This is a genomic window from Nostocoides sp. HKS02 (assembly GCF_009707485.1).
Taxonomy (GTDB): Bacteria; Actinomycetota; Actinomycetes; order Actinomycetales; family Dermatophilaceae; genus Pedococcus.
Genome location: NZ_CP046121.1, coordinates 937511 through 959227 on the forward strand (window position 1 = coordinate 937511; position 21717 = coordinate 959227).

The window sequence follows — 21717 nt, forward strand, 5'->3', positions numbered from 1 at the left end:
TGCGCTGAGTCGGGTCACGCTGACGTGCCCGGGCTCAGGACGGCTCGGTGCCGGGTAGGTCCAGGGCGTGCGCGCCGCGGCGCACCTTGGCGCTGAGGTACCGCGCGTTCGCGGGCGACAGGTGCACCCCTGTCGGGACCCGTTCGCTGACCGAGACACCCCAGCGCACCAGCTCGGCCTCCTTGACCGGGTTGTTCGTGAGCAGGAGGACCTGCGGCTCCGCGAGGGCGTGGAGCATCTGGGCCGCCACCACGTAGCTGCGTTGGTCGGCGGGGTACCCGAGCGCGAGGTTGGCCTCGTAGGTGTCGAGCCCGGCGTCCTGGAGCCCGTAGGCGTCGAGCTTGGCGTACAACCCGATCCCGCGACCCTCCTGGCGCAGGTACAGCAGGTAGCCGCCCCTCTCGCTGATCCGCTCGACCGCCTCACGCAGCTGGGCGCCACAGTCGCACCGCTGGCTGCCGAGGACGTCGCCGGTCAGGCACTCGCTGTGGGGCCGCACGAGGGGCGGTCGCTCCGAGCCACCCGAGCCGGGCCATGGGCGGGAGCGGTCGCCGAGACCGATGGCCAGGTGCTCGCGCCCGTCGACCAAGCCGGTGAAGGTGAACAGCCGCGCCGGTGCGGCATAGCCGTCAGCGAAGCGCAGGGGCACGCTGACCTGCCTGCGCACGGTCGCGGTGGCGAGCTGCTCCGGCATACCTCCCCCTCACTCCCGCTCGAACCGTGCTGACAGCGCGTACCGCAGCAGCACCACGTCCCCGATCTGGCGCACCTCCGCGAGCTCGGCCCGGCGGTCCGCGTTCCACGGGAACTGGCCAGCTCCCACGAACCGCGCGCCGCGGGGGTCACCCACGAACAGCGGCGCGACCACGAGTGCGAGCTCGTCGGCCAGGTCGCCCGTCAGGAACTGGGTGAGCGTCCGCCCGCCGCCTTCCACCATCAAGCGCCCCACACCGCGATCGTGCAAGTCGGCAGCCACCCGGGCCAGGTCGACGGGGTCATCGCTGCCGCGATCGCCGCCGTCCCGCTCACCGGCGTCGACCACGGTCGCGACCGAGCCCAGCTGCCTCCGGGCCCGCACCAGCGCCTCGCCGGCGGCATAGACCAGCTTGTCGCCGGGCCCCGTGGCGAAGAAGTCCGCGGCCGGATCGAGGTCGCCCCGGGTGGTCACGGTGACCTTCGTCGGAGTGGCGGACAGGCCGCGGGCAGTGCGGTCCGCCTGACGGGCCGGCGACCGCACCAGCAGGCGGGGGTTGTCCGTGCGGATCGTCGCGGCTCCGACGAGGATCGCGTCGCAGCGAGCCCGTTCGGCGTCGACGCGGTCGAGGTCGGCCGCGTTGGACAGCACGAGCCGGGTCGGGCTCGCGTCGTCGAGGTAGCCGTCGATGGAGATGCCGCAGCTGAGGACGGTGTAGGGGCGCTCAGCCATGGGGGTCCCGCATCCACCCCACCAGGGCGACCGCACCGCCGGGCAAGCTGGCGACCAGGATGAGCACGCCATAGGCGACCGCCGTGCCCAGCCCCTGCGCGGCCGTGAGCCCGGCGGCCGCGAAGGCCCACGCGGCGGCACCCTCGCGCGGCCCCCACCCGGCAATGGTGGCGGGTACCCCCATCGCGAGGAGGACGAACAGGCCGAGCGGGACGAGCTGGGTGGTCGGGGCCGTCGACCCCACGACGCGGGCAGCGATGACGAAGGTCAGGACGTGGCCCGCGACGACGACGACGGACGCCAGGGCAACCGCCGGCCAGATCGGTCGGGCGAGCACGGCGTCCCGCAAGGCGCTGGAGACGGCCCGGACGATGCGGGCCCACCGGGCGGGACCGGCAGGTGGTCGCCTGCGGGCCAGCACCACGGCCGTGCCGAGCACGAGGGCGACCAGGACGATGAGGGCCGCGGACACCGGCGCCGGCGGGCGCACCGGCGAGGGCAGCAGCGCAACGGCCGCCACCGTCACCGCGAGCTGGACGGCCTGGCCCGCCGTGCGTTCCAGCAGCACCGCCCGCAGCGCCCTGCCGACGTCGCCGGCGGCCCGGCCGTGGTGCAGCCCACGGTGCAGGTCGCCGACGACCCCACCGGGCAGCGTCAGGTTGAGGAACTGCGAGCGGTAGTACGCGGCGAGGGCGGTCCGCCAGCGCAGGTCGAGGCCCACGGCTCGGGCCACGAGGGTCCAGCGCCATGCGCAGCACGCCGTCGTGAGGACAGCGATCGCCGCAGCCGCGCCCATCGACCGTGCGTCGAGGCCACGCACCGAAGCGAGGGCGGGTCCGGTGCCGACGTGCCAGGCCACCACGGCCAGGACCGTGGCGCCCGCGAGGAGGCGGACGACCCACGCGGGTACGCGCCATCCGGCGGCAGGCAGGGTGAGGGTGGTCATCGCGGCACCACCAGGAGGTCCGCATGGCCGACGCTGACCCGTAGCCGACCGGCATACGCCGCGGCAAGGCGTCGGCGGCCGTAGCGCTCCGCCCGCGCGGCGAGATCCGGACTGTCCTCGCAGGCCGCGTCGAGCCAGCCGGTGAACCACTGCGCCGCCAGGCTCGACTGGTGGGCGTCGAGGCGCCACGGGCTGGGACGCACGAGGACCTCGGCGCCGGTGCGGGCGAACGCTTCGGCGGCACGGGCCAGCGCGTCCGGACCGAGCAGCGTTCGACCGTCCACGGTGCGCCGCTGGTGATGGTCGAACGCGGCGGCGACCAGCGGGTCGAGGGGGTCCCGCGGGCTGAGTCGAACCTGCCCGACGACCGACAGCGTGAACAGCACCGGGCAACCGGCCTCGCCACAGGCCGTGACGAGACGGTCCAGCTCGGTGGCGGTGAGGAGGTCCAGGAGCGCCGAGGCGGTCACCAGGGAGGCGCCCGCGAGCTCCCCCCGGGACAGGTGGGTGAGGTCGCCCTCGCGAACCTCGACCGTGACGGGTGCGCCGCCGGCAGCGGTGGGGACGGTGCGCGCGGCCTGGGCCAGCAGGGCGGGGTCGTGGTCGTGCATCACCCAGTGCTGGGGACGGGGGAGCAGCGGCGCGAGCCAGCGCGCCATGGCGCCGGTCCCGCACCCGAGGTCGTGGATGTATGCCGTGCCCTCGGGAAGGTGCTCGACGAGGCGGTGCACCAGGGCGCGGGACCGGGCAGCAGCATCGGCTTCCTCGCGCAGCTGCAGCCACTCGGGGCTGACCCCGACCGGTACGGCGGTCATGCCCCCGCCACCCGCATCAGGACCCGGCTGACGCGCTCGGCGGTGACCGACCAGCCCGTGAGCTCGTCGCGGCGCTGCCGTGCGGCGGCCCTCCACCGGGCCCTGAGGTCGGCGTCGGTGAGCCAGTCGCGCAGGGCGCACGCGAAGGCCTCGGGATCGTCGACCGGCACCAGCCGCCCCGGTGCGCAGGCAGGTGCTGACCCTCTCCACGCCTGCGGCACTCCGCCCACGTCGGTGGCCACGACCGGCAGCCCTCGGGCGAACGACTCGGTGACCACCATCGCGTAGGTCTCGGCCCGAGTGGCGAGGACCAGCAGGTCGGCGGCGGCGTACGCGGCGTCGAGGGCGGCGCCCACCAGCGGCCCGGTGAAGGTCACGCGGTGCGCCAGTCCGGCGTCGTGGACCCGGTCACGGAGTGCTCGCGCGAACCCCGGGTCTCGACCCAGGGAACCGACGCAGACACAGCGCCACGACAGGTCAGCGACGGCACGAAGGGCCTCGAACACGACGTCGTGACCCTTGTCGGGAGTCACCGCCGCCACGCAGAGGAGCGCCTGGCCGGAGGCGGACCACGGCGCGAGCGGGGCCGGGTCGACACCCGGCTCCGCGACCGATACGCACGACGACCTCAGGGCGTAGCGATCCAGCAGCCAGTCCCGGGTCCAGGTGCTCGTCGTCACCACCGCGCGGGCCCCGGCGAGCACGTCCCGTTCGCGCGCGCCCACGTCGGCGCGGTCCTGGCCAGGCCACCGGTGCCCCAGGGGCATGTGGACGAGCACCACGATGCCGAGGCGGTCCGTCTCGCCCCGAACGACATCACCCGCGTTCGACGCCACGAGGCCGTCGACCAGCACGAGGGACGAGTCGGGCAGGACGGCGAGCGCCGACCCGAGCCCGGCCAGCGACCCCGGGTCGCGCCGCGGCCAGGGGCCGGCCACCGGCACCTCGCGGACGGACCAGCCGCGGTGGGCGAGCTCCTCGCAGAGACGCAGGTCGTAGACGTTGCCACCACTGCGGCGCGTGGGGTCGTGGAGGTCGGCCGGCACGACCACGTGGACGACGCTCACCAGCTCAGCTCGTAACTGGCCCAGGCGACGTGGGACTCGTGCAGGGTCACCAGGATGCCGGTCACGCCACGGGCGCCCTCGCCCCACGACCCTGACCGGATGCTCGCCGCAAGACGGTCGGCGACCACCTGGGCCAGGACTTCGGTGGTGGTGTTGAGCCCGGCCAGGCTCGGCTCCTCGTCGAGGTTCCGATAGGTCAGGTCGCCCAGCACCGCCGCCAGCTCGGCAGCCGCGCGACCGAGGTCGACCACGACGCCGTCCGGGTCGAGAGTGGGGCGGCGGAAGGTCGCGTCGACCACGAATGTCGCCCCGTGGAGCCGCTGGGCTGGTCCGAAGACCTCCCCCGGAGACTGTGCGCCACCATGAGGTGGTCGCGGACCGTCACACTGAACACCGGTTACCCCGATCCGTACGTGATGGTGTGGCAGAGGCCCGGAGTCCGCCCGTCGCTGAGCCCGGCCATGAGCTGGGGCAGGTGCTCCAGGGGGGTCTCCCCGCTGAGGAGCGCGTCGAAGGCCGGGTCGCGCAGCAGGTCGAGGGCGAGAGCCAGGCGCGTGCCCGGGGTGTGGCGGTCGCGCCGAGCGGGGGAGACCGCACCGACCTGGCTCGCGCGGATGCCGAGTCGCTGGGAGTGGAAGGCGCCGCCGAGCGACAGCGTCACCTGCGCCTCGCCGTACCAGCTCAGGTCGATCACCGTGCCGTCGGGGCGCAACAGGTCGAGCGAGCGCTGCAGGCCCGCCGAGGTTCCGCTGGTGTGCACGACCAGGTCACAGTCGACCGGGGCATCGGGGGGCAGCGCGAACTGCGCGCCCAGCTGCGCTGCCACGTCGGCTCGGGTCGGCTCGGTGTCGACCAGGGTGACCTCCACCGCCGGAAAGCGCGCCAGCAGGCGGGCGACGGAGCACCCGACCATGCCCGCACCGACCACTGCGACCCGGTCGCCGAGCAACGGCGCGGCATCCCAGACGGCGTTGACCGCAGTCTCCACCGTGCCCGCGAGCACGGCTCGAGCTGGCGGCACGTCGTCCGGCACCAGCGCGACGGCGCGCTCGGGGACCACGTACGCGCTCTGGTGGGGGTACAGGCAGAAGACGGTGCGACCCTGAAGGTGGGCGGGGCCGTGCTCGACGACCCCGACGCTGAGGTAGCCGTACTTGACCGGGCCCGGGAAGTCGCCCTCCTGGAACGGCGCCCGCATCGCGGCATACTGGCTCGTCGGCACGCCACCACGGAACACCAGGGTCTCGGTACCCCGACTCACGCCTGAGCGCAGCGCGCGCACGAGGACCTCGCCCGGCCCCGGCTCGGGGACGGTCACCTGGCGGATCTCGCCGACGCCGGGTTCGCGCAGCCAGAATGCCGATGCGTCGGTGCCCACGATCCCCTCCCTACCCAGGTGTCCAGATGAACATGTGCCTCGGCTGTCTCGTCCCATCGTCGTACCCGTAGACACGGAGGAACTGTGCATTCGGTTCAACGCGGCCCCCCTGTCCGGGCTGGCCGGCCCCCTGTCCGGGCTGGTCGCGCCCCTGGTCGGCCAGCTCGCGCTGCTCGGTGTCGTCGACCTGGCGGTCGGGCTCGATGGTCGTGGCTGGTGGGTGGGCGTGGACGGCGCGCTGGGGGTGACCATCCTGGTCGCGCGGGCCCAGGCGACCGCATCGATGCCCCGGCTCGGGCCCGCCGACCGGGTGACCCTCACCCGGGCAGGGCTGGCCATGGCGGTCGCCGCCCTGGCCGCCGGCTCGAAGAGCGCTGAGCTGCGCCCGTCCGCTCGCGCGCTGCTGGTCTCCGTGTGCGCGGTCGCGCTGGTCCTCGACGGCGTGGATGGCGCCGTGGCGCGCCGCACCGGCACCGCGACGCCGCTGGGTGCCCGGTTCGACCTCGAGGTCGACGCCTTCCTGATCCTCGTCCTCAGCACCCTCGTCGCGCGCACGAGCGGCTCGTGGGTGCTGCTGATCGGTACCGCGAGGTATCTGTTCGTCGTGGCGGGGTGGGGGCTGCCCTGGATGCGCCGCACCCTTGCGCCGCGGTTCTGGCGGAAGGTCGTCGCAGCCACCCAGGGGGTCGTCCTGACCGCGGCGACGGCCCAGGTCGGGCCCCCCTGGCTCACGACGCTCGCGCTCCTGGCAGCGCTCGGACTGCTGGCCGAGTCGTTCGGGCGCGACACGTGGTGGCTCTGGGTGCGGCGCGACCCCGAACCCCACCCTGCAGCCCGGCAGGTCGGCCAGCCCGACGCGGCGCTGATCCCCAGCGGCGACGGCGATGCCTGAGCGGCGATCACCGGGGCGGCTGCGCCCACGGGGGCGGCTGCGTCCCGGGCTGCCGCGGCGCGTGCTCGGCGCTGTGGGCGCCGGAGTCGCAGCGATCCTGCTCTGGCTCGCGCTCGTAGCCCCGGTCGACCCGGCCCTGCTCTCGCCGTCCGCGTTGGCGCGGCTGCCCCTGGAGGGCATCGTGGCGCTCCTGGTGCTGCTGCTCGCACCGGCGGCGGCCCGGGCGGCGGCTGCGGTCGTCATCGGGGTGCTCCTCGCGCTCGTGCTGATCCTCCGAGTGGTCGACCTCGCGTTCGAGGTGGCTCTCGGCAGGGCCGCCCGGCCGGTGACGGACTGGAGGTACGTCGGCTCGGCGCAGGGGCTGCTCACGGACTCGGTCGGGCGGCCGGCCGCGGTGACCGGCATGGTGATCGGTGCCGCGGTGGTGCTCGCGGTGCTGGTCCTCCTGCCGATCGGCGGCCTGCGCCTGCAGCGGGCCCTCGCGAGGCACCACGGGGGCGCGCGTCGCGCGACCATGGCCCTCACCGTGGCGTGGCTGCTCTGCGCCGTCACCGGCGCACAGCTGACGAGCGGCGTGCCCGTCGCGTCGACCAGTGTGGCCGACCTCGTCTCGAGCCACGTGACCCAGGTGCGTGCGGCTCTCGGCGACCGGACCACCTTTGCCGCACAGGTGGGTGTCGACCGGTTCCAGGGCACGCCCGGCCCCGCCCTGCTCCAGGGGTTGCACGGCAAGGACGTCCTCGTCGTGTTCGTCGAGAGCTACGGCCGGGTCGCCATCACGGGGTCCAGTCTGTCCACCGGCGTGGACGCGACCCTGGCTGCCGCGACCGCGCGGCTTCGGGGCGCGGGCTACGCGTCACAGAGCGCCTTCCTCACCTCACCGACGTTCGGTGGCATCAGCTGGCTGGCCCACTCGACGCTGGAGTCGGGCCTCTGGATCGACAGCCAGCAGCGGTACGACACCCTGGTGGACACCCAGCGGCTCACCCTGAGCGCGGCGTTCGGCAAGGCCGGATGGCGCACGGTCGGCGACGTGCCCGCCAACCAGGTCGACTGGCCGCAAGGCAAGGCCTTCTACCGCTTCGACCAGCTCTACGACGCGCGGAACGTGGGGTATGCCGGACCGAGCTTCGGGTACGCGACCATGCCGGACCAGTACGTCCTGGCCGCCCTCGACAGTCGCGAGCTCGAGACACCTGGGCACCGACCAGTCATGGCGGAGATCGACTTGGTGTCGAGCCACTCGCCGTGGGCGCCCCTGCCGCGGCTGGTCCCCTGGAGCGCGCTCGGCGACGGCTCGGTCTTCGCCCCGATGGCTGCCCAGGGCTCCTCGGCCGCGACGGTGTGGAGCGCTCCCAGCCGGGTGCAGGCGGCATACGGGCAGTCCATCGAGTACTCGCTGAACGCGTTCGTCTCCTTCCTCGAGCACACCCGGGACCCGAACCTCGTCCTCGTCGTCCTCGGCGACCACCAGCCCTCCACGGTGGTCTCGGGGCTCGGCGCGAGCCACGACGTGCCGGTCTCGGTCGTCGCTCGGGATCCGGCCGTGATGAGCCGGATCGCCGGGTGGGGCTGGCAGCCCGGTCTGCGTCCCGGTGCCGCTGCGCCGGTGTGGCGGATGGACACGTTCCGCGACCGCTTCCTCACCGCGTACGGGCCGTGAGTCCCGCGGATCTGTCCGCGGCGACGGCAACGGCGTGGTCAGCGCGGTTGGTCAGGCGCAGGCGACGCAGGTGCGGGCGACCGGACGCGCCTCGAGCCTGGCCGGGTCGATGGCCTTGCCGCAGACCGCGCACACGCCGTAGCTGCCCTGGGCCAGCCTGGCCTGCGCAGCGGTGAGGTCGGCGAGGTGGCGCTCGGCCTGGTGGATGAGGGCGTCGAGCTGGGACCGCTCGTAGGCGATCGTCGCGCCCTCCGGGTCGTGCTCGTCGTCGGCGTTGGAGTCGAGCGAGGCCGCCACCATGGCCCCGAAGTCTCGTCGCAGCGACGCCAGCCGGGCTGTCGTCTCGTACCGGTCCGCCTCGAGCCGCGTCGCGGCAGCAGTCTGGGGATCGGTCATGGAGGGCTCCGGAGGGGTGCGCGCTGTGGACTGGTGGTGGCTCCAGTGTGCGCTGGGGGTTGTCACGAGTCGCCCACGGGTGTCCACTGCGAAGGCAGGGACGAGCCCGGGTATGCCGGGCTTGGGGAACGGACCTCTTGAACGGACCTGTTGGAGCACCCATGAACCGACCACACCTTCTCAGCGCTGCAGTCACCACTGCCGCGGTCGTCGTGGCTGGAGCCGCCGTGGCGATGGCAGCACCGGTGGACACCCCCGTCACGAACGGAAGCCAACCGACGCCCTTCTCGCAGAACAAGCAGAACGAGCCCGCAGTCGCGATCGACGCGCACAACCCCTCCGTCGTCGCGGCTGGTGCCAACGAGGAGATCGACGAGGAGTCCTGCGCTGCGGGCGACCCGACGACCTGCCCGTTCACCCCGGGTATCGGCGTCTCCGGGATCTACTTCTCCTTCACCGGAGGATCCTCGTTCACCCAACCGACGTACACCGGCCTCAGTGCCCGAGCCTGCACGGGCCCCGCAGCCTGCACACCTCAGCCGGGCCCGATCGGCACGGTGCCGAAGTACGTCGAGGCGGGCTTGGTGTCCGACGGTGACCCGGCCGTCGCCTTCGGCCCGCGGCGCGGCGCCGATGGGCGCTTCGACTGGTCGAACGGCTCGCGGCTCTACTACGCCAACCTCACCTCGGCCTTGAACACCGGAAAGAGCGCGGCGTTCAAGGGATTCGAGGCCATCGCGGTCTCGCGGGTCGACGACGTCCGCGCCGCAGCGGCCAACGACGCGTCAGCCTGGAGTGCGCCGACGATCATCTCGAAGCAGTCCTCGACGGTCTTCTCCGACAAGGAGCAGATCTGGGCGGACAACGCCGCCTCGAGCCGGTTCTTCGGCACGGTCTACGTGTGCTGGGCGTCGTTCCGCAGCAACTCCCAGGGTCACGCGTTGCCGACGCCGCTGACGGTGGCGACGTCGCGCGACGGTGGCCTGAGCTGGGCGACGCACCAGGTGGGCCCCGCGACCGACAACCGGAACAACGCCCAGGCCGACGGCTGCACGATCCGCACGGACAGCGCGGGCAACGCCTACGTCTTCGGCGTCGGGACACGGGGTGGCCAGACCGTGCAGATGATGTACCGCTCGGCCGATGGCGGCGCGAGCTGGGTCGGGCCCACGACCGTCGCCACCGCTGTGGCACCGGGGGTGTTCGACCGCGTTCAGGGGCGCCCGGTGATGGATGGTCTCGGCGGGGCGAGGGTCGACCTCGCGGTCGCTCCGAGCGTGGACATCGCCAACGGCGCGCCGACCGGTGCGGGTGCCACCAACGAGCTCTTCATGACCTGGGCCGATGGACGGCTGGGGCTCAACCACGAGCAGCTCCTGCTCACCCACTCCAGCAATGCCGGGGCGACCTGGAGCACGCCCGCCGTGGTGCCGACCCTGGCCGGTGACCGTCCGGTCTACACCGCACCAGCGGTGTCGCCAGACGGGACCGATCTCTACGTCGTGCACAACTCGTTCACCACGCCGTACCGCGCGGACACCACCTCCGAGCGCGGCCTGGTCGGCGAAGTCCTCCACGCGGACGTGACCGGTGGAGTGCCGACCGGCTGGACCACGCTGAACCGCGGTACCGTCGGCGACCCGCGCGGCAGCAGCGCCAACAGCCTCACGGACGAGTTCCTCGGTGACTACGTCTACGCCGCAGCGACGAATGACGCGGTGGTGGGCGTGTGGAACGACGCGCGCAACGCCCTGCACTGCGACGCGATCGACGCCTACCGGGCCTCGCTGTACACGGCGTCGCCGTCGTCGCGGCCGAACGTCCTCGCCTCGTGCCCGCCCACCTTCGGCAACAGCGACATCTACGGCGGGAGGTATGCCGACCCCACCCCATGAGGAGTCACCGTGACGCTGACGCACGGATGCCGCCCGCTCACCCAGGCCTTCGGGTGAGCGGGCGGCATACCGAGCCGGGTCAGGGAACGACCGCAGGAGCGACGTCAGGGAACGGCGACCGGCAGGGTCGACGGCACGGGCGCGGCGCCGGTGCCCCGAGCCATGGCGCACCCGCCTGACCCGGCGTTGGCCTCGTTGCTCCACATCGGCTGCACGGCGTAGAAGTAGTGACCGATGGTGATGTTCGCCGGGTGGAAGTAGGCGCACTTGTCGCCGTTCTCGCTGGTCTGGTAGTCGTTCCAGCCGTCCTGGGTCGGGAACGCGTCGGGGTCGGTGACCGCCTCGGCGTACTCGTGACCGCCAGCCAGGCTGTAGCTGTCCATGTACCCGTGGCCATAGGCGTCGTTGGTCGCGTTGACGCTTGTTGCCGCCGCAGCCCGCGCCCTGCTCGGGGGTGTAGGGCATGAAGGCGTACTTGATGCCGTGGCCCCCGACGTTGGTGACCTCGCTGTGGTACGCGCAGTAGACGGTGCCGTATGCCGTGGCCGCGTGCCCCGGCGGCGTGAACACGAAGTACGTCGCGTCAGGGTCGAAGCCGAAGTGCTGCTGGGCCTTGACCGCCTCGGTCGCGATCGGGTCCGTGACGAGGTTCTGGGCCAACCCGCTCGTCACGATGGTCGCCGGAGCCGGCGTGGGATCGACCCACACCCCGCCCAGCACCTTGGCCGAGTTCGTCACGTACTGGGCGAGGGCCTGACCGGCGCAGGTCGTGCTTCCGGGGGCGATGTTGTCGCAGTACTGGGTCTGCGTGCCGTTCCACTTGCTGCCGCCGACGTTGGCGAAGAAGTTCGTCACGTAGGTCATCGCGGTCTTGTTGCTGTACGCGTTGTTGGGCCCGGTGTGGAAGCCGGCCTGCCACTCCGAACCCCAGTAGGTGACGTACACCTTCGGTCGGTGCTCCACGGCACCGCCGTGGAAGATCAGGTTGTTGCTCTGCGACGGCGACGGCAGGGTGGGCGTCGAGGCCGCGGTGGGCGCACCGCTCTGAGGCCAGAGGATCGACGGAGCGCCGACGGTGGGCTGGCCGCTCGTCGTGTCCGCCGACGCGGGAAGCGTGGCAGCCGCGGCGAGTGCCAGGGTAGCGACCGCGGCGGTCATGAGCAGTGTTCGGGTTCGGCGCATCGGACTCTCCCAGCAAAGGACGGTGACGGCCCACTGGGCCCTGGCAAGCACAACCCATCAACGACTGCCGGGGCCGGCGGTTACGGTCTGCGCCGCGCCCACCGGAGCAGGCCTTCACCGAGCGCCGTTGCGAGGGCCGGAGCGAGCGGGAGCCGGGGGATCAGCGTGGCCTGGAGCGCGTGGTAGGTGTCAGGTCTGCCGGCCCACACCAGCGCGCTCGGCTGGTTCGACGGGTCGAGCTCGTGTCGCCAGGACCCTCCGCGCGGGTCGATGAAGACCTCGGCGATGTGGTCCCACCACGTCTGGTACCACTGGGCATACGCGACGTCGCCGGTCGCCTGGTGAAGCGCCGCGGCGGCTGCGGTCGCCTCCGCGGCGACCCAGTGCATCCGCTCTCGGACCACGGGTCGGCCGGCCCAGTCGACGGTGTACACGAACCCGGGCGCACCGTCGACGGACCAGCCCTCGCGGACGGCCGCGTCGAAGAGGCTCCGCGCGTCGTCGAGCGTCCAGCCAGGGGCCGCGTCCTCGCCCAGCGCCGCGCGAAGGTGCAGGGTCAGGCGCGCCCACTCCAGCCAGTGGCCGATCGTCGCGCCGTAGGGCCGGAACGGGTGGGCGGGCGCGTCCGCGTTGTACTCCAGGAGTGGGCGCCACTGCTCGTCGAAGTGCTCGGGAATCCTCCACTCGTGCGCGCGCGCCAGGTCGTGGACGACCCGCGTGACGATCCGCAGGGCGTGCTGGAGGAGTCGGTCGTCGCCGGTCGCGCTCGAGGCTGCCAGCAGCGCCTCGACGGAGTGCATGTTCGCGTTGACGCCGCGATAGCGGTCCAGGCTCGACCAGCTCCGGTCCCACTCCTCCACGACCATGCCGTGCTCGTCGTCCCAGAAGCGGGTGAGCAGGACCTCCAGGGCCTCCGCCAGCAACGCCTCGGCACCAGGACGGCGGGCCACGGCGGCGCTGGACGCCGCCAGGACGACAAAGGCGTGCTCGTATGCCGTCTTCTGCTCGCTGCGCGGCCCATCGTCGTCGACGGCGGCATACCACCCGGAGTGCTCGTCGTCGTGGAAGCGGCCGGTGAGCGCGTCGATGCCGTGGTCGACCAGGGGTCCGCACCCTGGACGGCCCATCAGGGCGCCGAGCGCGAAGACATGGGTCATCCGGCAGGTGATCCACAGCTGGACCGGGCGGTCGAGCTGTGGATCACCTGCGTCGTCGAGCCACGCGAAGCCACCGTCGGGGTGGCGGGAGGCGCGGCTGAACGCGAGCAGACGGTCGGACTCGCCCTCGAGCCAGCGGGCATGCGAGGGGGTATCGAGCCAGGGTCTCACTCGGCGGCGTCCTTGAGGGCGTAGGTGTCGCCGACCTTGTAGGTAGCCACACCCAGCGTGGAGTCACTCTGGCCGTAGTACGCGAACCAGGTGTCGCGGAAGAACACCAGGCCCTCGACGAAGGTGACGTTGGAGACCAGGCCGTGGGTGTCCTCATAGGTCTGGGGCTCGAGCCACGGACGGTTCATCTGCGCGAGGATGGTGGTCGGGTCGTCGGGGGAGAACAGCAGCTGGCCGCAGGTGTATCGAACCGTGCCGTCGTCGTTCTTCACGGCGGCGTTGTGCAGCAACAGGATCAGGCCGTTGTTGGTGATGATGGGCTGCGGGCCCACCTCGACGAGGAAGGAGCCAAAGGTCCCGGGTGGGGTGGGCACCATGATCGGCTCGTCGTTGGAGCACGGCGTCCAGTGGATGAGGTCGTCCGACCAGGCGTACCAGATCGAGCCCTCACCGAAGTACATGAGGTAACGACCGTTGATCGGCACGGGAAGGATGGCCCCGGCCTTGCTCCAGGGCGCGTCCGAGCCGTTGCCGACCGGCAGGAAGGTGTTGAAGTCCGGGAACATCGGACCGTGCTTGGTCCAGGTGTACAGGTCCGTCGAGGTTGCGAGGCACAGCTGGGCCGACACCTGGTCCCACCCGGTGTACGTGAGGTAGTACGTCCCGTCGATCTCCACGACGCGCGGGTCCTCGGCGCCGAACTTCTCGTAGTCCTCGGTGGGGGAGAGCACCGGCTCGGGGTGACGCTCGAAGTGGATGCCGTCCTCGCTCGTGGCCAGTCCGACGTGCGAGACGATGTCGTCGGCGTGGGCCCGGTAGAGCAGCACCACCCGATCGTCCTTCACCACCGCAGCCGGGTTGTAGACGCTCGCCGACTCCCAGGTGTCTCCCTGGGGGCGCAGGATCGGGTTGCCGGCATGGGCGACGAACGGTCCGAGCGGGAACTCGGCGTGGGGGAAGGCGGGCTGGGTCATGGCTCCTCATTCGTTCGGGGTACTGGGGTGTGGCTTTGGGGTGTGGCTTTGGGGGGTTGTTCCGGGTGAGCGGCGGCCTAGCGGCGCACGTAGGTGAACCCTCCAGGCGGAACCGTGACCGGGACCGTCTGGGCGGGGCTCGAGCTGGAGCTGACCAGGCGGCCACTGCCGTCGTACGTCTCGATGAGCGCAGCACCTGAACCGGCCAGCCTCACCTGGGCGTGCTCGACGGTGTGCGACCGGCTGGACACGACCGCGGTCGCGTGGCCGTCTCCGCCGAGGACCAGCTGGGACACCAACGGCACCAGCATGATCGCGTCCAGCCGGGCTTCGTCGCCGCCGGAGGCGACCGTGGAGGCCGACAGCTGCGTGGTCCCTGCCGGGATGGTGCCGGGCAGCGTCACCGGGAGCAGCGCGCCCGGGGCGGGGGAGTCGCCCTGCGGACCGATGTCACCGGAGCGCACCTGTCCCAGCGCACGGTCCCCAGCCGTGAACGTCGTCACCGCGGAGCTGCCGGGCTGCAGGTCGAACACCGGCAGCACCAGCGACGCGCGCCCCGCCGGAACCGCGAAGGACACCCGACTGCCGTCCGGACCCGCGGCATAGCCCGTGCCGGAGTAGAGCGCCTCTCCGGTCCACAAGGACGGTGGCACCACAGCGCGGGCCCCGCCGCCCAGCGTGGCCTGCTCGGCCTCGATCGTCGTCGTGCCGATCCGCTGGCGGATCGTGGCCGTGCGGGCGAGTGCTGCGACATCGGGGTGTGCGTCCAGCGCGAGCATGGCGAGCAGCCCGTGGATCGTCGACTCGGCGCCGGAGTTGTGGTTGACGCTGCCGTTGCCCGAGATGCCGTCGTAGGTGACCCCGGTGGCGGGGTCGTACATGGCCACTCCGGCGGGGTTGGCTCCGAAGAACCAGGCGCCCACGATGCCCGCGAGGCGGTGGGCCGCCTGCTGGCGAGCTCCCTGGGCGGTGGCGATGAGCGACTCCAGGCGGGAGTCGGCGCCATACGCGATCTGCGAGGTGTCGCCACGGGTGGGCATCCGGCCGTTGTCGGGTCCGCCCGAGGTCAGCAGCCAGGGGTCGAAGGTGAAGGAGTCGGTGGCCGCGACGTCGGCCAGGTGCTGGTCACCCAGGACGCTGGACGCACGGGCCAGGGCGGCCGGCATCTGCGAGGCCCAGGCATGCCACATCGACAGGGACAGCGACCACGGGCGGACCGCGCCGAACGGCCAGGTCCGGGCGCTCCCGCCCGAGAGGTCGGCGATGCCCTCGCTCAGTCGGGTCAGCGCGGTGCGGGCTGCGGGCGACCCACTGGCGGCGACGTAGGCGGACAGACCCAGCACGGCCTCGGCGCTGGCGTCGGCGCCCCCGGCGATGAGCCAGGCGGGCGCCGGGTGCCCGTCGATGGTGAGGTACTGCCCGTACCGTGCCAGGCACTCGCGGTCCAGGGCGCTCAGGGCAAGCTCGAGCCGCTGACCCAGGAAGGACGCGAACGTCGGGTCGCTGGTGCGGAAGGCCGCGTAGCCCTCGCCCAGCGCCCAGATGGTGCGAGCCAGCCAGTACGAGGCGTCGCTGTCGGAGGGGTCCGGCAGCTCCTTCGGCTGGGGGCTCGGGTTGAGGGTGCCGTCGGGCTGCATCCACAGCACGACGTTGCCCGCATTGGCACCGGCGGAGGTCTGCAGGTAGGTCAGGCCCCGGAGGAGCTCATAGGCGCTGGCCCGGCTGGACGCCGAGCCGGTGGCCTGCCAGTGACGTAGATAGACCACGGCGGCTCGCGACATGTCGTCCGCGTTGAAGGCGCCCTGCCCGTAGGTGTTCGTCGCGGGGTCGTAGCTGCCGCCGCCGACGTGGCGGAAGCCGCCGGTGCTGTCGGGCTCGGCATACGTCCACAGGGTTCCGATCTGGGGCTCATCACCGAGCCGGTATGTCGTGTGGCCGGGCTGGCTGGGGGGCGTCACCCGGGCGCCCAGCCAGTCGAGGTGGGCGAGGTTCGTCAGCGGCGCCGTCGCCGACCGTGCCACGGAGGGCGCGGGGGGCGCGGGCGTGGCGGCCTGGGCCGAGCCGACGCCGCCCGACGCGGCGACCAGGACCGCAGCAAGGACTGCGGCGGACCCTGCCAGCCAGGGGGCCAAGGTGGATCGTTGGCCGTTGCGAGCCTTCGTGGAAGTCATGTCCGTGGAAGTCATGCCGTCCTCATTGGGGTCGAAGTGCTGCGGAGGTGGTCGGGGATCGCGACCGACCTGCCGTCGTGGGAGGCCTGCGTGGCGGCAGCCGCGACGGCGACGGCCGCGGCTCCCTCGCGAACGGAGCTGTAGGGCGTGGTACCGGTCGTGACAGCGCTCACCAGGTCGGCCATGGCAGCGCGCACGCTCTCCGCGTAGACCTTGGCTTTGGCGGAGGGGCCGCCGAGGGTGAGCTGGACGCGGACGTGGTGCGGGATGTCGAGGGGCAGGCCGCGACCGCGGGCGTACGGCGACCCGGCAGCGTCGCGATGGACCCGGGCGGTGATCCGAGCCTGGGTGTCGAGACGGTACCCGTCGACCTGCATGACCTCGGCCACGCGCGACGGCAGGTGTTCGACGAACCGCGCCCCGTCCTCGTCGGTCCAGGCGTCGATCGCGGCATCGATCGGGATCCACCCGTCGACGCGGACCTCGGCCGCGCCGTGGTCCAGCCGCAGGTGCTGACGCTCGCAGCGGTGGGCGTGGGTGAAGCTGTGGGTGTGGGTGGCCAGGACTCGCTCTCCGTGCCGGACGGTGGCGCTGACCAGGTCAACCGGGCCGCCGTCGCTGCGCCGCGCCGCGGTCGCCTGCACGGCGGTGGCTGGCTGACCGATGAGCATGGCCGCGGCGTCGAAGAAGTGCACGCCGTGCTCGACGAAGATGCCACCGCTCGCCGTCGTATCCCAGAACCAGTGCCCGGGGTCGAGGTCCTCGTCGCTGGCGTCGTTGTCGAAGCTGAAGCTCTGGACCTGACCGAGCAGCAGTGGTTGCAGCGTCCTGAGCGCACGCAGGATCGGGTTGTAGCGCAGGACGTGGTCGACGACGAGCACCCGGCCGCTTCGCTCGACCAGGTCGACGAGCTCGTGGGCCTCGGCTTCCTCGGTCGCGAGGGGCTTCTCGCAGAACACGTGCCGCCCGGCCTCCAGGGCGGCCGTGACGATGCGCGCGTGGGTGGCCGGCGGCGTCGCGACGACCACGACCTCGACGTCAGGGGCATCCAGCAGGTCCCGCCAATCCGGCACGGGTCGGGCACCGTGCCGGTGGGCCAGCTCCTGTGCCCGCTCCACGACCGGGTCGGCCACGGCCCGGACCTCGACACCAGGCAGGTCCGCGGTCGCGTCGGCGACGAAGTGCGCGAACCGTCCGGCGCCGACGACGCCCATTCCCAGAGTGGTCATCCCTTCACTCCCGAGCCGATGTCGGAGCTGATGAAGTGCCGCTGGAAGGCGACGAACAACGCCATTGCCGGTGCCGCGAGCACGACGGCGCCGGCGAGGATCGCACCGAACGGGTTGTCGGCGCGACCGGCGACGTTGCTGATGTAGTTCGCGAGGGTGACGGCCAGCGGCTGCATGTCCGTCTGCTTGGTGACGAGGAAGGGCCACAGGAACTCGTTCCACGGGCCGATGAAGGTCAGCAGGATGGCGGTGAGGAGGGCCGGCCTGACCAGGGGGAGGGCGATCGACCACAGGATCCGCAGCTCGCCCGCGCCGTCCAGCCGGGCCGCCGAGAACAGGTCCTCGGGCAGCTGGAGGAAGAACTGCCGGAAGAGGAACACCGCCGTGGAGTTGATCGCGAACGGCAGGATCATGCCCAGGTAGGAGTCGGCCAGCCCGTAGGTCCGCACGATCATCACGTAGATCGGGATGATGAGCAGCTGGAAGGGCACGATCTGGACGAGGAGCATGAGGGCGAACAGCGTTCCCCTGCCACGAAAGTGCAGCCGTGCCAAGGCGTAGCCAGCCAGGATGCCGAACACGACGGTACTCAGCAGCACGGCGCCGGTGAAGATGCCCGAGTTGGCCAGCGACCTCAGCAGGTTCACCCGACTGTCGATCTGGGCGTAGTTGTGCAGGGTCACGCCCGTGGGCAGCAAGCCGGCCAGGGACGGGTCGGACTTGGCTTTGAACGAGCCGACGAGCATGTAGTAGAAGGGAAAGAGGAACACCAGCGCCCCGAGCAGCAAGGCGGTGAAGCTCAGCCAGCGGCGGCCCGGTCGCGTCGCCGTGGTGGGTTCGCGCGGAGGAGCCGGGGGAGCCGGGGGACCCGAAGTGGTCGTCACCGGTGTCGTGGTGGCCATGTCAGTCACGCTCCAGGAGGCGTCGGTTGATGAGCGAGAGGACCAGCACGGCGATCACGAGGATGACTCCGATCGCGGCGGCGACGTCGGGAGCACCCTGCTCGATGCCCTTCTGGTACATGAGGAACACCGGTGACGTGGAAGCCCCGTCGGGGCCTCCGCCGTTGGTGAGCAGGTAGGGCTCGGTGAACAGGTTGGCGCCCGTGATCGTCGCCAGGATGATCACCAGGGTCGTCGCGGGCCGAACTCCCGGCACCGTCACGTTCCAGAAGGAGCGCACCGTCCCGGCGCCGTCGACCGAGGCCGACTCGTAGAGCTCCTTGGGAACGTTCTGCAGGGCCGCGAGGTACAGCAGGATGAAGAACCCGAGCTGCTTCCAGGTCACGAAGATCGCGATGACCGGCATGGCCAGTCCGCTTGTTGACCAGCCAGGAGGGGTTGGGGGCGAGCGGCCCGAGGACGTGGTTGACCATGCCGTTGTTGCTGAACAGGAACAGCCAGACCGCGACCAGTGCCACGCTGGCCGTGACGTAGGGGACGTAGTACGCGACGCGGAGGAACGTGCGGACGTGGGCTACGGAGTTCAGGGCGGTGGCGAGCACGAGGGACAGCCCCACGGTCAGCGGGACGTTGATGACGAGGAACTCGAGCACGTTGAGGAACGACTGGCGCACGGCCGGGTCGGACAGCACCGTCGTGTAGTTGGAGAGCCCCACGAACGGCCGGTCGACCTGAGCGCCCGGTGCCGCGAAGAAGTACCGGTGGAAGCTGATCCACACCGCGAGCCCCAAGGGGTACGCGAAGATCGCGGCGAGGAACACGGCATACGGAGCGGCCAGCACGAGCCCCAGGGGCTGGCGGCCCAGGAGGGCCGCCAGCTTCCGAGGGGCCGGGCTGCGCTTGACGGCGGCGCCAGCTCGGGCAGCATCAGTGCTCATGGTCTCGGCCCGGTCACGGCTGGCTGGCCAGCTGGTTGATCTTGTCGGCGGCCTGGGAGAGCGCCGCGTCGACGGGAGTCTTGGCGAAGATCACCGAGGACGAGTACGCGTCACGGAAGGTCTGCCAGATGCTCACCGAGTTCGCGATGTTCGGCACCTCGGTGGTCCGGGCTGCCTGCGCCGCGAAGAGCTGGTACTCCGGGTGTGTCTTGAAGTAGTCGGGGTAGGTCGCGGCGAGGTTCTCCCGCAACGGCATCTGGCCCGTCATCTGGAGCAGCTTGCCGTCCTGGTCCTTGCTGGTGGCGAACTTCAGCAGGTCCCAAGCGGTGCCCTGGTTCTTGCAGGCCGAGTAGACCGCAATGTTCTTGGCGTCGGAGAAGGTGTGGATCTGGTCCGCAGGCTTGCCTGTCGAGGTCGGCACGGGGACGACGCCCCACTTGACCTTCTTGCCGTACACCGCGACGGCCCAGGGGCCCACCACGGCCATGGCCGCCTTGCCGTCGGCGAACGAGTCACCGTTGTACGCCTCCTTGGGGGACGCGCCCGAGGCATACATGCTGGCCCAGAAGTTCGCGACCTTCTTACCGGCGTCGGAGTTGAAGGTGGCCTTGCCCTTCTCCACCAGCTGCGTGCCACCGGTCTCGGCGGCATACAGCGGGTAGAAGTCGAACCACGGCTGGAAGAACTCGCTGCTCGGTGCGGGCCAGATGGCTGCCTGTGCCACGCCGCTCTTCATGATCTTGTGGCTCGTCGCGAGGAACTGGTCGTACGTGGCGAGCGGCGGGTTGGTGGTGTCGATGCCGGCCTTCTTGAACAGGTCCTTGTTGTAGAAGATCATCACGGGGTTCGACTTCCAGGGGATCTGGTAGAACTTCCCGTCCGGTGACTTGTACTGGTCCGCGGCCGCCCCGGTGCGCGCCTGGACGTATGCCGCGCCGCCACTGAAGCCGTCGAGGGCCACGAGGCCACCCTGCTTCTGGAACTGGGGCACGGCCGCCGGTGAGGTGTTGAACACGAGACACGGTGCGTTGCCCGCCGTGATGGCGGCGCCGATGACCTCCTCAGAGGTCTTGCCGGCCGGAATCTCCTGCCCGGTGACGGTCTCCTTGGGATGGGCCGCGTTCCACTCCTTGATCATCGCCTGACCCCAGGCGATCTCCTCGGGGTTGTTCGACAACCAGACCTTGATGGGACCCTTCGCCCCGGCCGCGGCTGAGCCCCCGGACGAACCACCCGAACCACAGGCCGACACCAGGCTCAGCGCCAGCACGCCGACCGTTCCGACTACGAGTTTGGCTTTCATTGCTTCTCCATTCGTCCGCGCTCCGGGGTGGAACGTCGTCGTGCTGAGGGTGCGGCGTGGGCCGCACCGGAACTGACAGGTCCTGTTGACGCTCGAACCACGAGCGCCGGTGGTGCGAGCTCGACGGGGGACGGGGGAGTGTCGTCGATGAGCTCGAGCAGCCGGGTCGCCGCGGCCCGGCCCCAGGCGATGGCGTCCTGCCGGACGCTGGTGAGGGCGGGCTGCAGGTGCGCGGCGATCTCGGTGTCGTCGAACCCGACGATCGAGAGCTGCCCGGGGACGTCGACGCCCCGGGACACGGCCAAGGAGAGGCCCGCCATGGCCATCAGGTCGTTCGCGTAGAGGATGGCGGTCGGCGGCTCGTCGAGCTCGAGCAGGTGCCGCGTCGCTGCGGCCCCCGACTCGGCGGAGAAGTCCGTCTCGATGAACGGTGCGTCAGCAAGCCCGGCCTCGCGCAGGGTGGCCGCCCAGGCGTTCCTGCGCGAGACCCCGTGGACCACGCCACTCGGGCCGCCCACGTGCGCGATTCGGGTGTGGCCCAGGTCAATCAGGTGCTGGACCGCTGCGACGATGCCCGGCGCGTCGTCGGCGCCGACGACAGGCCAGTACGGGTCTTCGACGGCCGGGCCGACGATGACGGCCGGCAACCCCAGCTCGGCCAGCAGAGCCGGGCGCTCGTCCGAGACCAGCAGGTCCGTGACGAAGACGCCGTCGACGCGGCCCTCGTCGGCCAGACGCCGGTAGCTCTGCCGCGCCCGGTCCGGGTCGGTCACCATCTGCAGGAGCAACGCGTATCCGCGCTCGGAGAGGACAGACTCCACGCCGGCGATGAAGGACGGGAAGAACGGGTCGGCACGCAGCGTCTCGGGCCGTCGCGCCATGACCAGCCCCACCGCCAACGCCTTCGACACGGACAGGGCCCGGGCTCGCGCGCTGGGGGTCCACCCCAGCTCCCGGGCCACCTCGAGGATCCGCTCGCGGGTGGCTGGCGCAACCCCCGGCTGGTTGTGCAGGGCGAACGACACGGCACCCTTCGACACGCCCGCAGCACGGGCGACGTCGTTGATTGTCGGTCTGGCCATAAAATGACTAAACCGGTTTAGGTACGAATCTGTCAAGAGGTGTGAATCGCCCAATGTGGACACCAGGGTGAGCGACCCGGGCGGGGTGCCCCCATCGGCGCAGCGTCAGGGGCCGTCGCGCCGGGGGACG

Annotated in this window: 20 protein-coding genes and 1 pseudogene; 4 read left to right on the forward strand and 17 right to left on the reverse strand. The window is 71.5% G+C overall.

The features are described 5' to 3' along the window. Positions 1-34 precede the first annotated feature (34 nt). From ribA to GKE56_RS04425, 7 genes are all read right to left on the reverse strand, one after another. The gene (gene ribA, locus GKE56_RS04395; protein ID WP_154683503.1) at positions 35-694 is read right to left on the reverse strand and encodes a GTP cyclohydrolase II; all 660 of its coding nucleotides are present in this window, start codon (positions 692-694) and stop codon (positions 35-37) included. Positions 695-703: 9 nt separating this feature from the next. After that, complete coding sequence (locus GKE56_RS04400; RefSeq protein WP_154683504.1) at positions 704-1426, reverse strand: dihydrofolate reductase family protein; 723 nt, start codon at positions 1424-1426, stop codon at positions 704-706. Beyond that, positions 1419-2372 carry a lysylphosphatidylglycerol synthase transmembrane domain-containing protein gene (locus tag GKE56_RS04405; protein WP_154683505.1) on the reverse strand — a complete coding sequence of 318 codons (954 nt, stop codon included), beginning with the start codon at positions 2370-2372 and terminating at the stop codon, positions 1419-1421. The genes GKE56_RS04400 and GKE56_RS04405 overlap by 8 nt, the downstream gene beginning before the upstream one ends. After that, positions 2369-3187, reverse strand: coding sequence for a class I SAM-dependent methyltransferase (locus GKE56_RS04410; RefSeq protein ID WP_154683506.1), 819 nt, complete (start codon positions 3185-3187; stop codon positions 2369-2371). The genes GKE56_RS04405 and GKE56_RS04410 overlap by 4 nt, the downstream gene beginning before the upstream one ends. After that, positions 3184-4254 (reverse strand): glycosyltransferase family 4 protein, encoded by a 1071-nt coding sequence (locus GKE56_RS04415; RefSeq protein WP_230209182.1) that lies wholly within the window; start codon positions 4252-4254, stop codon positions 3184-3186. The genes GKE56_RS04410 and GKE56_RS04415 overlap by 4 nt, the downstream gene beginning before the upstream one ends. After that, positions 4251-4553 (reverse strand): 6-pyruvoyl tetrahydropterin synthase family protein, encoded by a 303-nt coding sequence (locus GKE56_RS04420; protein ID WP_370518455.1) that lies wholly within the window; start codon positions 4551-4553, stop codon positions 4251-4253. The genes GKE56_RS04415 and GKE56_RS04420 overlap by 4 nt, the downstream gene beginning before the upstream one ends. Before the next feature lie 98 nt (positions 4554-4651). Continuing rightward, positions 4652-5632, reverse strand: a complete 981-nt coding sequence (locus GKE56_RS04425) for a zinc-binding alcohol dehydrogenase (RefSeq protein WP_154683507.1) — start codon at positions 5630-5632, stop codon at positions 4652-4654. Between the two features lie 34 nt (positions 5633-5666). On the opposite strand from GKE56_RS04425, the gene GKE56_RS04430 reads away from it, so the two are divergent. Both GKE56_RS04430 and GKE56_RS04435 read left to right on the forward strand, forming a co-directional pair. After that, on the forward strand, positions 5667-6524 hold the full coding sequence (locus tag GKE56_RS04430) for a CDP-alcohol phosphatidyltransferase family protein (RefSeq protein WP_230209183.1): 858 nt from the start codon (positions 5667-5669) through the stop codon (positions 6522-6524). Between the two features lie 73 nt (positions 6525-6597). Beyond that, positions 6598-8187, forward strand: a complete 1590-nt coding sequence (locus GKE56_RS04435) for a CDP-alcohol phosphatidyltransferase (protein ID WP_230209184.1) — start codon at positions 6598-6600, stop codon at positions 8185-8187. 51 nt (positions 8188-8238) lie between these two features. On the opposite strand, the gene GKE56_RS04440 is transcribed toward GKE56_RS04435, so the two are convergent. Continuing rightward, positions 8239-8583, reverse strand: a complete 345-nt coding sequence (locus GKE56_RS04440; protein ID WP_154683508.1) for a TraR/DksA C4-type zinc finger protein — start codon at positions 8581-8583, stop codon at positions 8239-8241. 161 nt (positions 8584-8744) lie between these two features. Here GKE56_RS04440 and GKE56_RS04445 point away from each other — a divergent pair, with 161 nt between their 5' ends. Further along, the gene (locus tag GKE56_RS04445; RefSeq protein WP_154683509.1) at positions 8745-10478 is read left to right on the forward strand and encodes a sialidase family protein; all 1734 of its coding nucleotides are present in this window, start codon (positions 8745-8747) and stop codon (positions 10476-10478) included. A gap of 104 nt (positions 10479-10582) precedes the next feature. Here GKE56_RS04445 and GKE56_RS04450 read toward each other — a convergent pair whose 3' ends face one another. Beyond that, positions 10583-10861 carry a hypothetical protein gene (locus tag GKE56_RS04450; protein ID WP_154683510.1) on the reverse strand — a complete coding sequence of 93 codons (279 nt, stop codon included), beginning with the start codon at positions 10859-10861 and terminating at the stop codon, positions 10583-10585. 146 nt (positions 10862-11007) lie between these two features. On the opposite strand from GKE56_RS04450, the gene GKE56_RS04455 reads away from it, so the two are divergent. Beyond that, positions 11008-11235, forward strand: coding sequence for a hypothetical protein (locus tag GKE56_RS04455; protein ID WP_154683511.1), 228 nt, complete (start codon positions 11008-11010; stop codon positions 11233-11235). 505 nt (positions 11236-11740) lie between these two features. On the opposite strand, the gene GKE56_RS04460 is transcribed toward GKE56_RS04455, so the two are convergent. The 8 genes and pseudogenes from GKE56_RS04460 to GKE56_RS04495 form a co-directional block, all read right to left on the reverse strand. Beyond that, positions 11741-12988 (reverse strand): AGE family epimerase/isomerase, encoded by a 1248-nt coding sequence (locus GKE56_RS04460; RefSeq protein WP_154683512.1) that lies wholly within the window; start codon positions 12986-12988, stop codon positions 11741-11743. Continuing rightward, the gene (locus GKE56_RS04465; protein WP_154683513.1) at positions 12985-13962 is read right to left on the reverse strand and encodes a glycoside hydrolase family 130 protein; all 978 of its coding nucleotides are present in this window, start codon (positions 13960-13962) and stop codon (positions 12985-12987) included. The genes GKE56_RS04460 and GKE56_RS04465 overlap by 4 nt, the downstream gene beginning before the upstream one ends. 77 nt (positions 13963-14039) lie before the next feature. Beyond that, the gene (locus GKE56_RS04470; protein ID WP_154683514.1) at positions 14040-16148 is read right to left on the reverse strand and encodes a hypothetical protein; all 2109 of its coding nucleotides are present in this window, start codon (positions 16146-16148) and stop codon (positions 14040-14042) included. Then, the gene (locus GKE56_RS04475) at positions 16145-17362 is read right to left on the reverse strand and encodes a Gfo/Idh/MocA family protein (RefSeq protein ID WP_154683515.1); all 1218 of its coding nucleotides are present in this window, start codon (positions 17360-17362) and stop codon (positions 16145-16147) included. The genes GKE56_RS04470 and GKE56_RS04475 overlap by 4 nt, the downstream gene beginning before the upstream one ends. Then, positions 17359-18108 carry a carbohydrate ABC transporter permease gene (locus GKE56_RS04480; RefSeq protein WP_230209289.1) on the reverse strand — a complete coding sequence of 250 codons (750 nt, stop codon included), beginning with the start codon at positions 18106-18108 and terminating at the stop codon, positions 17359-17361. The genes GKE56_RS04475 and GKE56_RS04480 overlap by 4 nt, the downstream gene beginning before the upstream one ends. A 157-nt stretch (positions 18109-18265) precedes the next feature. Next, positions 18266-19202: pseudogene (locus GKE56_RS04485) on the reverse strand (carbohydrate ABC transporter permease). A gap of 13 nt (positions 19203-19215) precedes the next feature. Continuing rightward, entirely contained in the window at positions 19216-20505 is a 1290-nt protein-coding gene (locus GKE56_RS04490) for a sugar ABC transporter substrate-binding protein (RefSeq protein ID WP_154683517.1), read from the reverse strand. Then, positions 20502-21587 (reverse strand): LacI family DNA-binding transcriptional regulator, encoded by a 1086-nt coding sequence (locus GKE56_RS04495; protein WP_154683518.1) that lies wholly within the window; start codon positions 21585-21587, stop codon positions 20502-20504. Before GKE56_RS04495 ends, GKE56_RS04490 begins: the two co-directional genes overlap by 4 nt. Positions 21588-21717 lie beyond the last annotated feature (130 nt).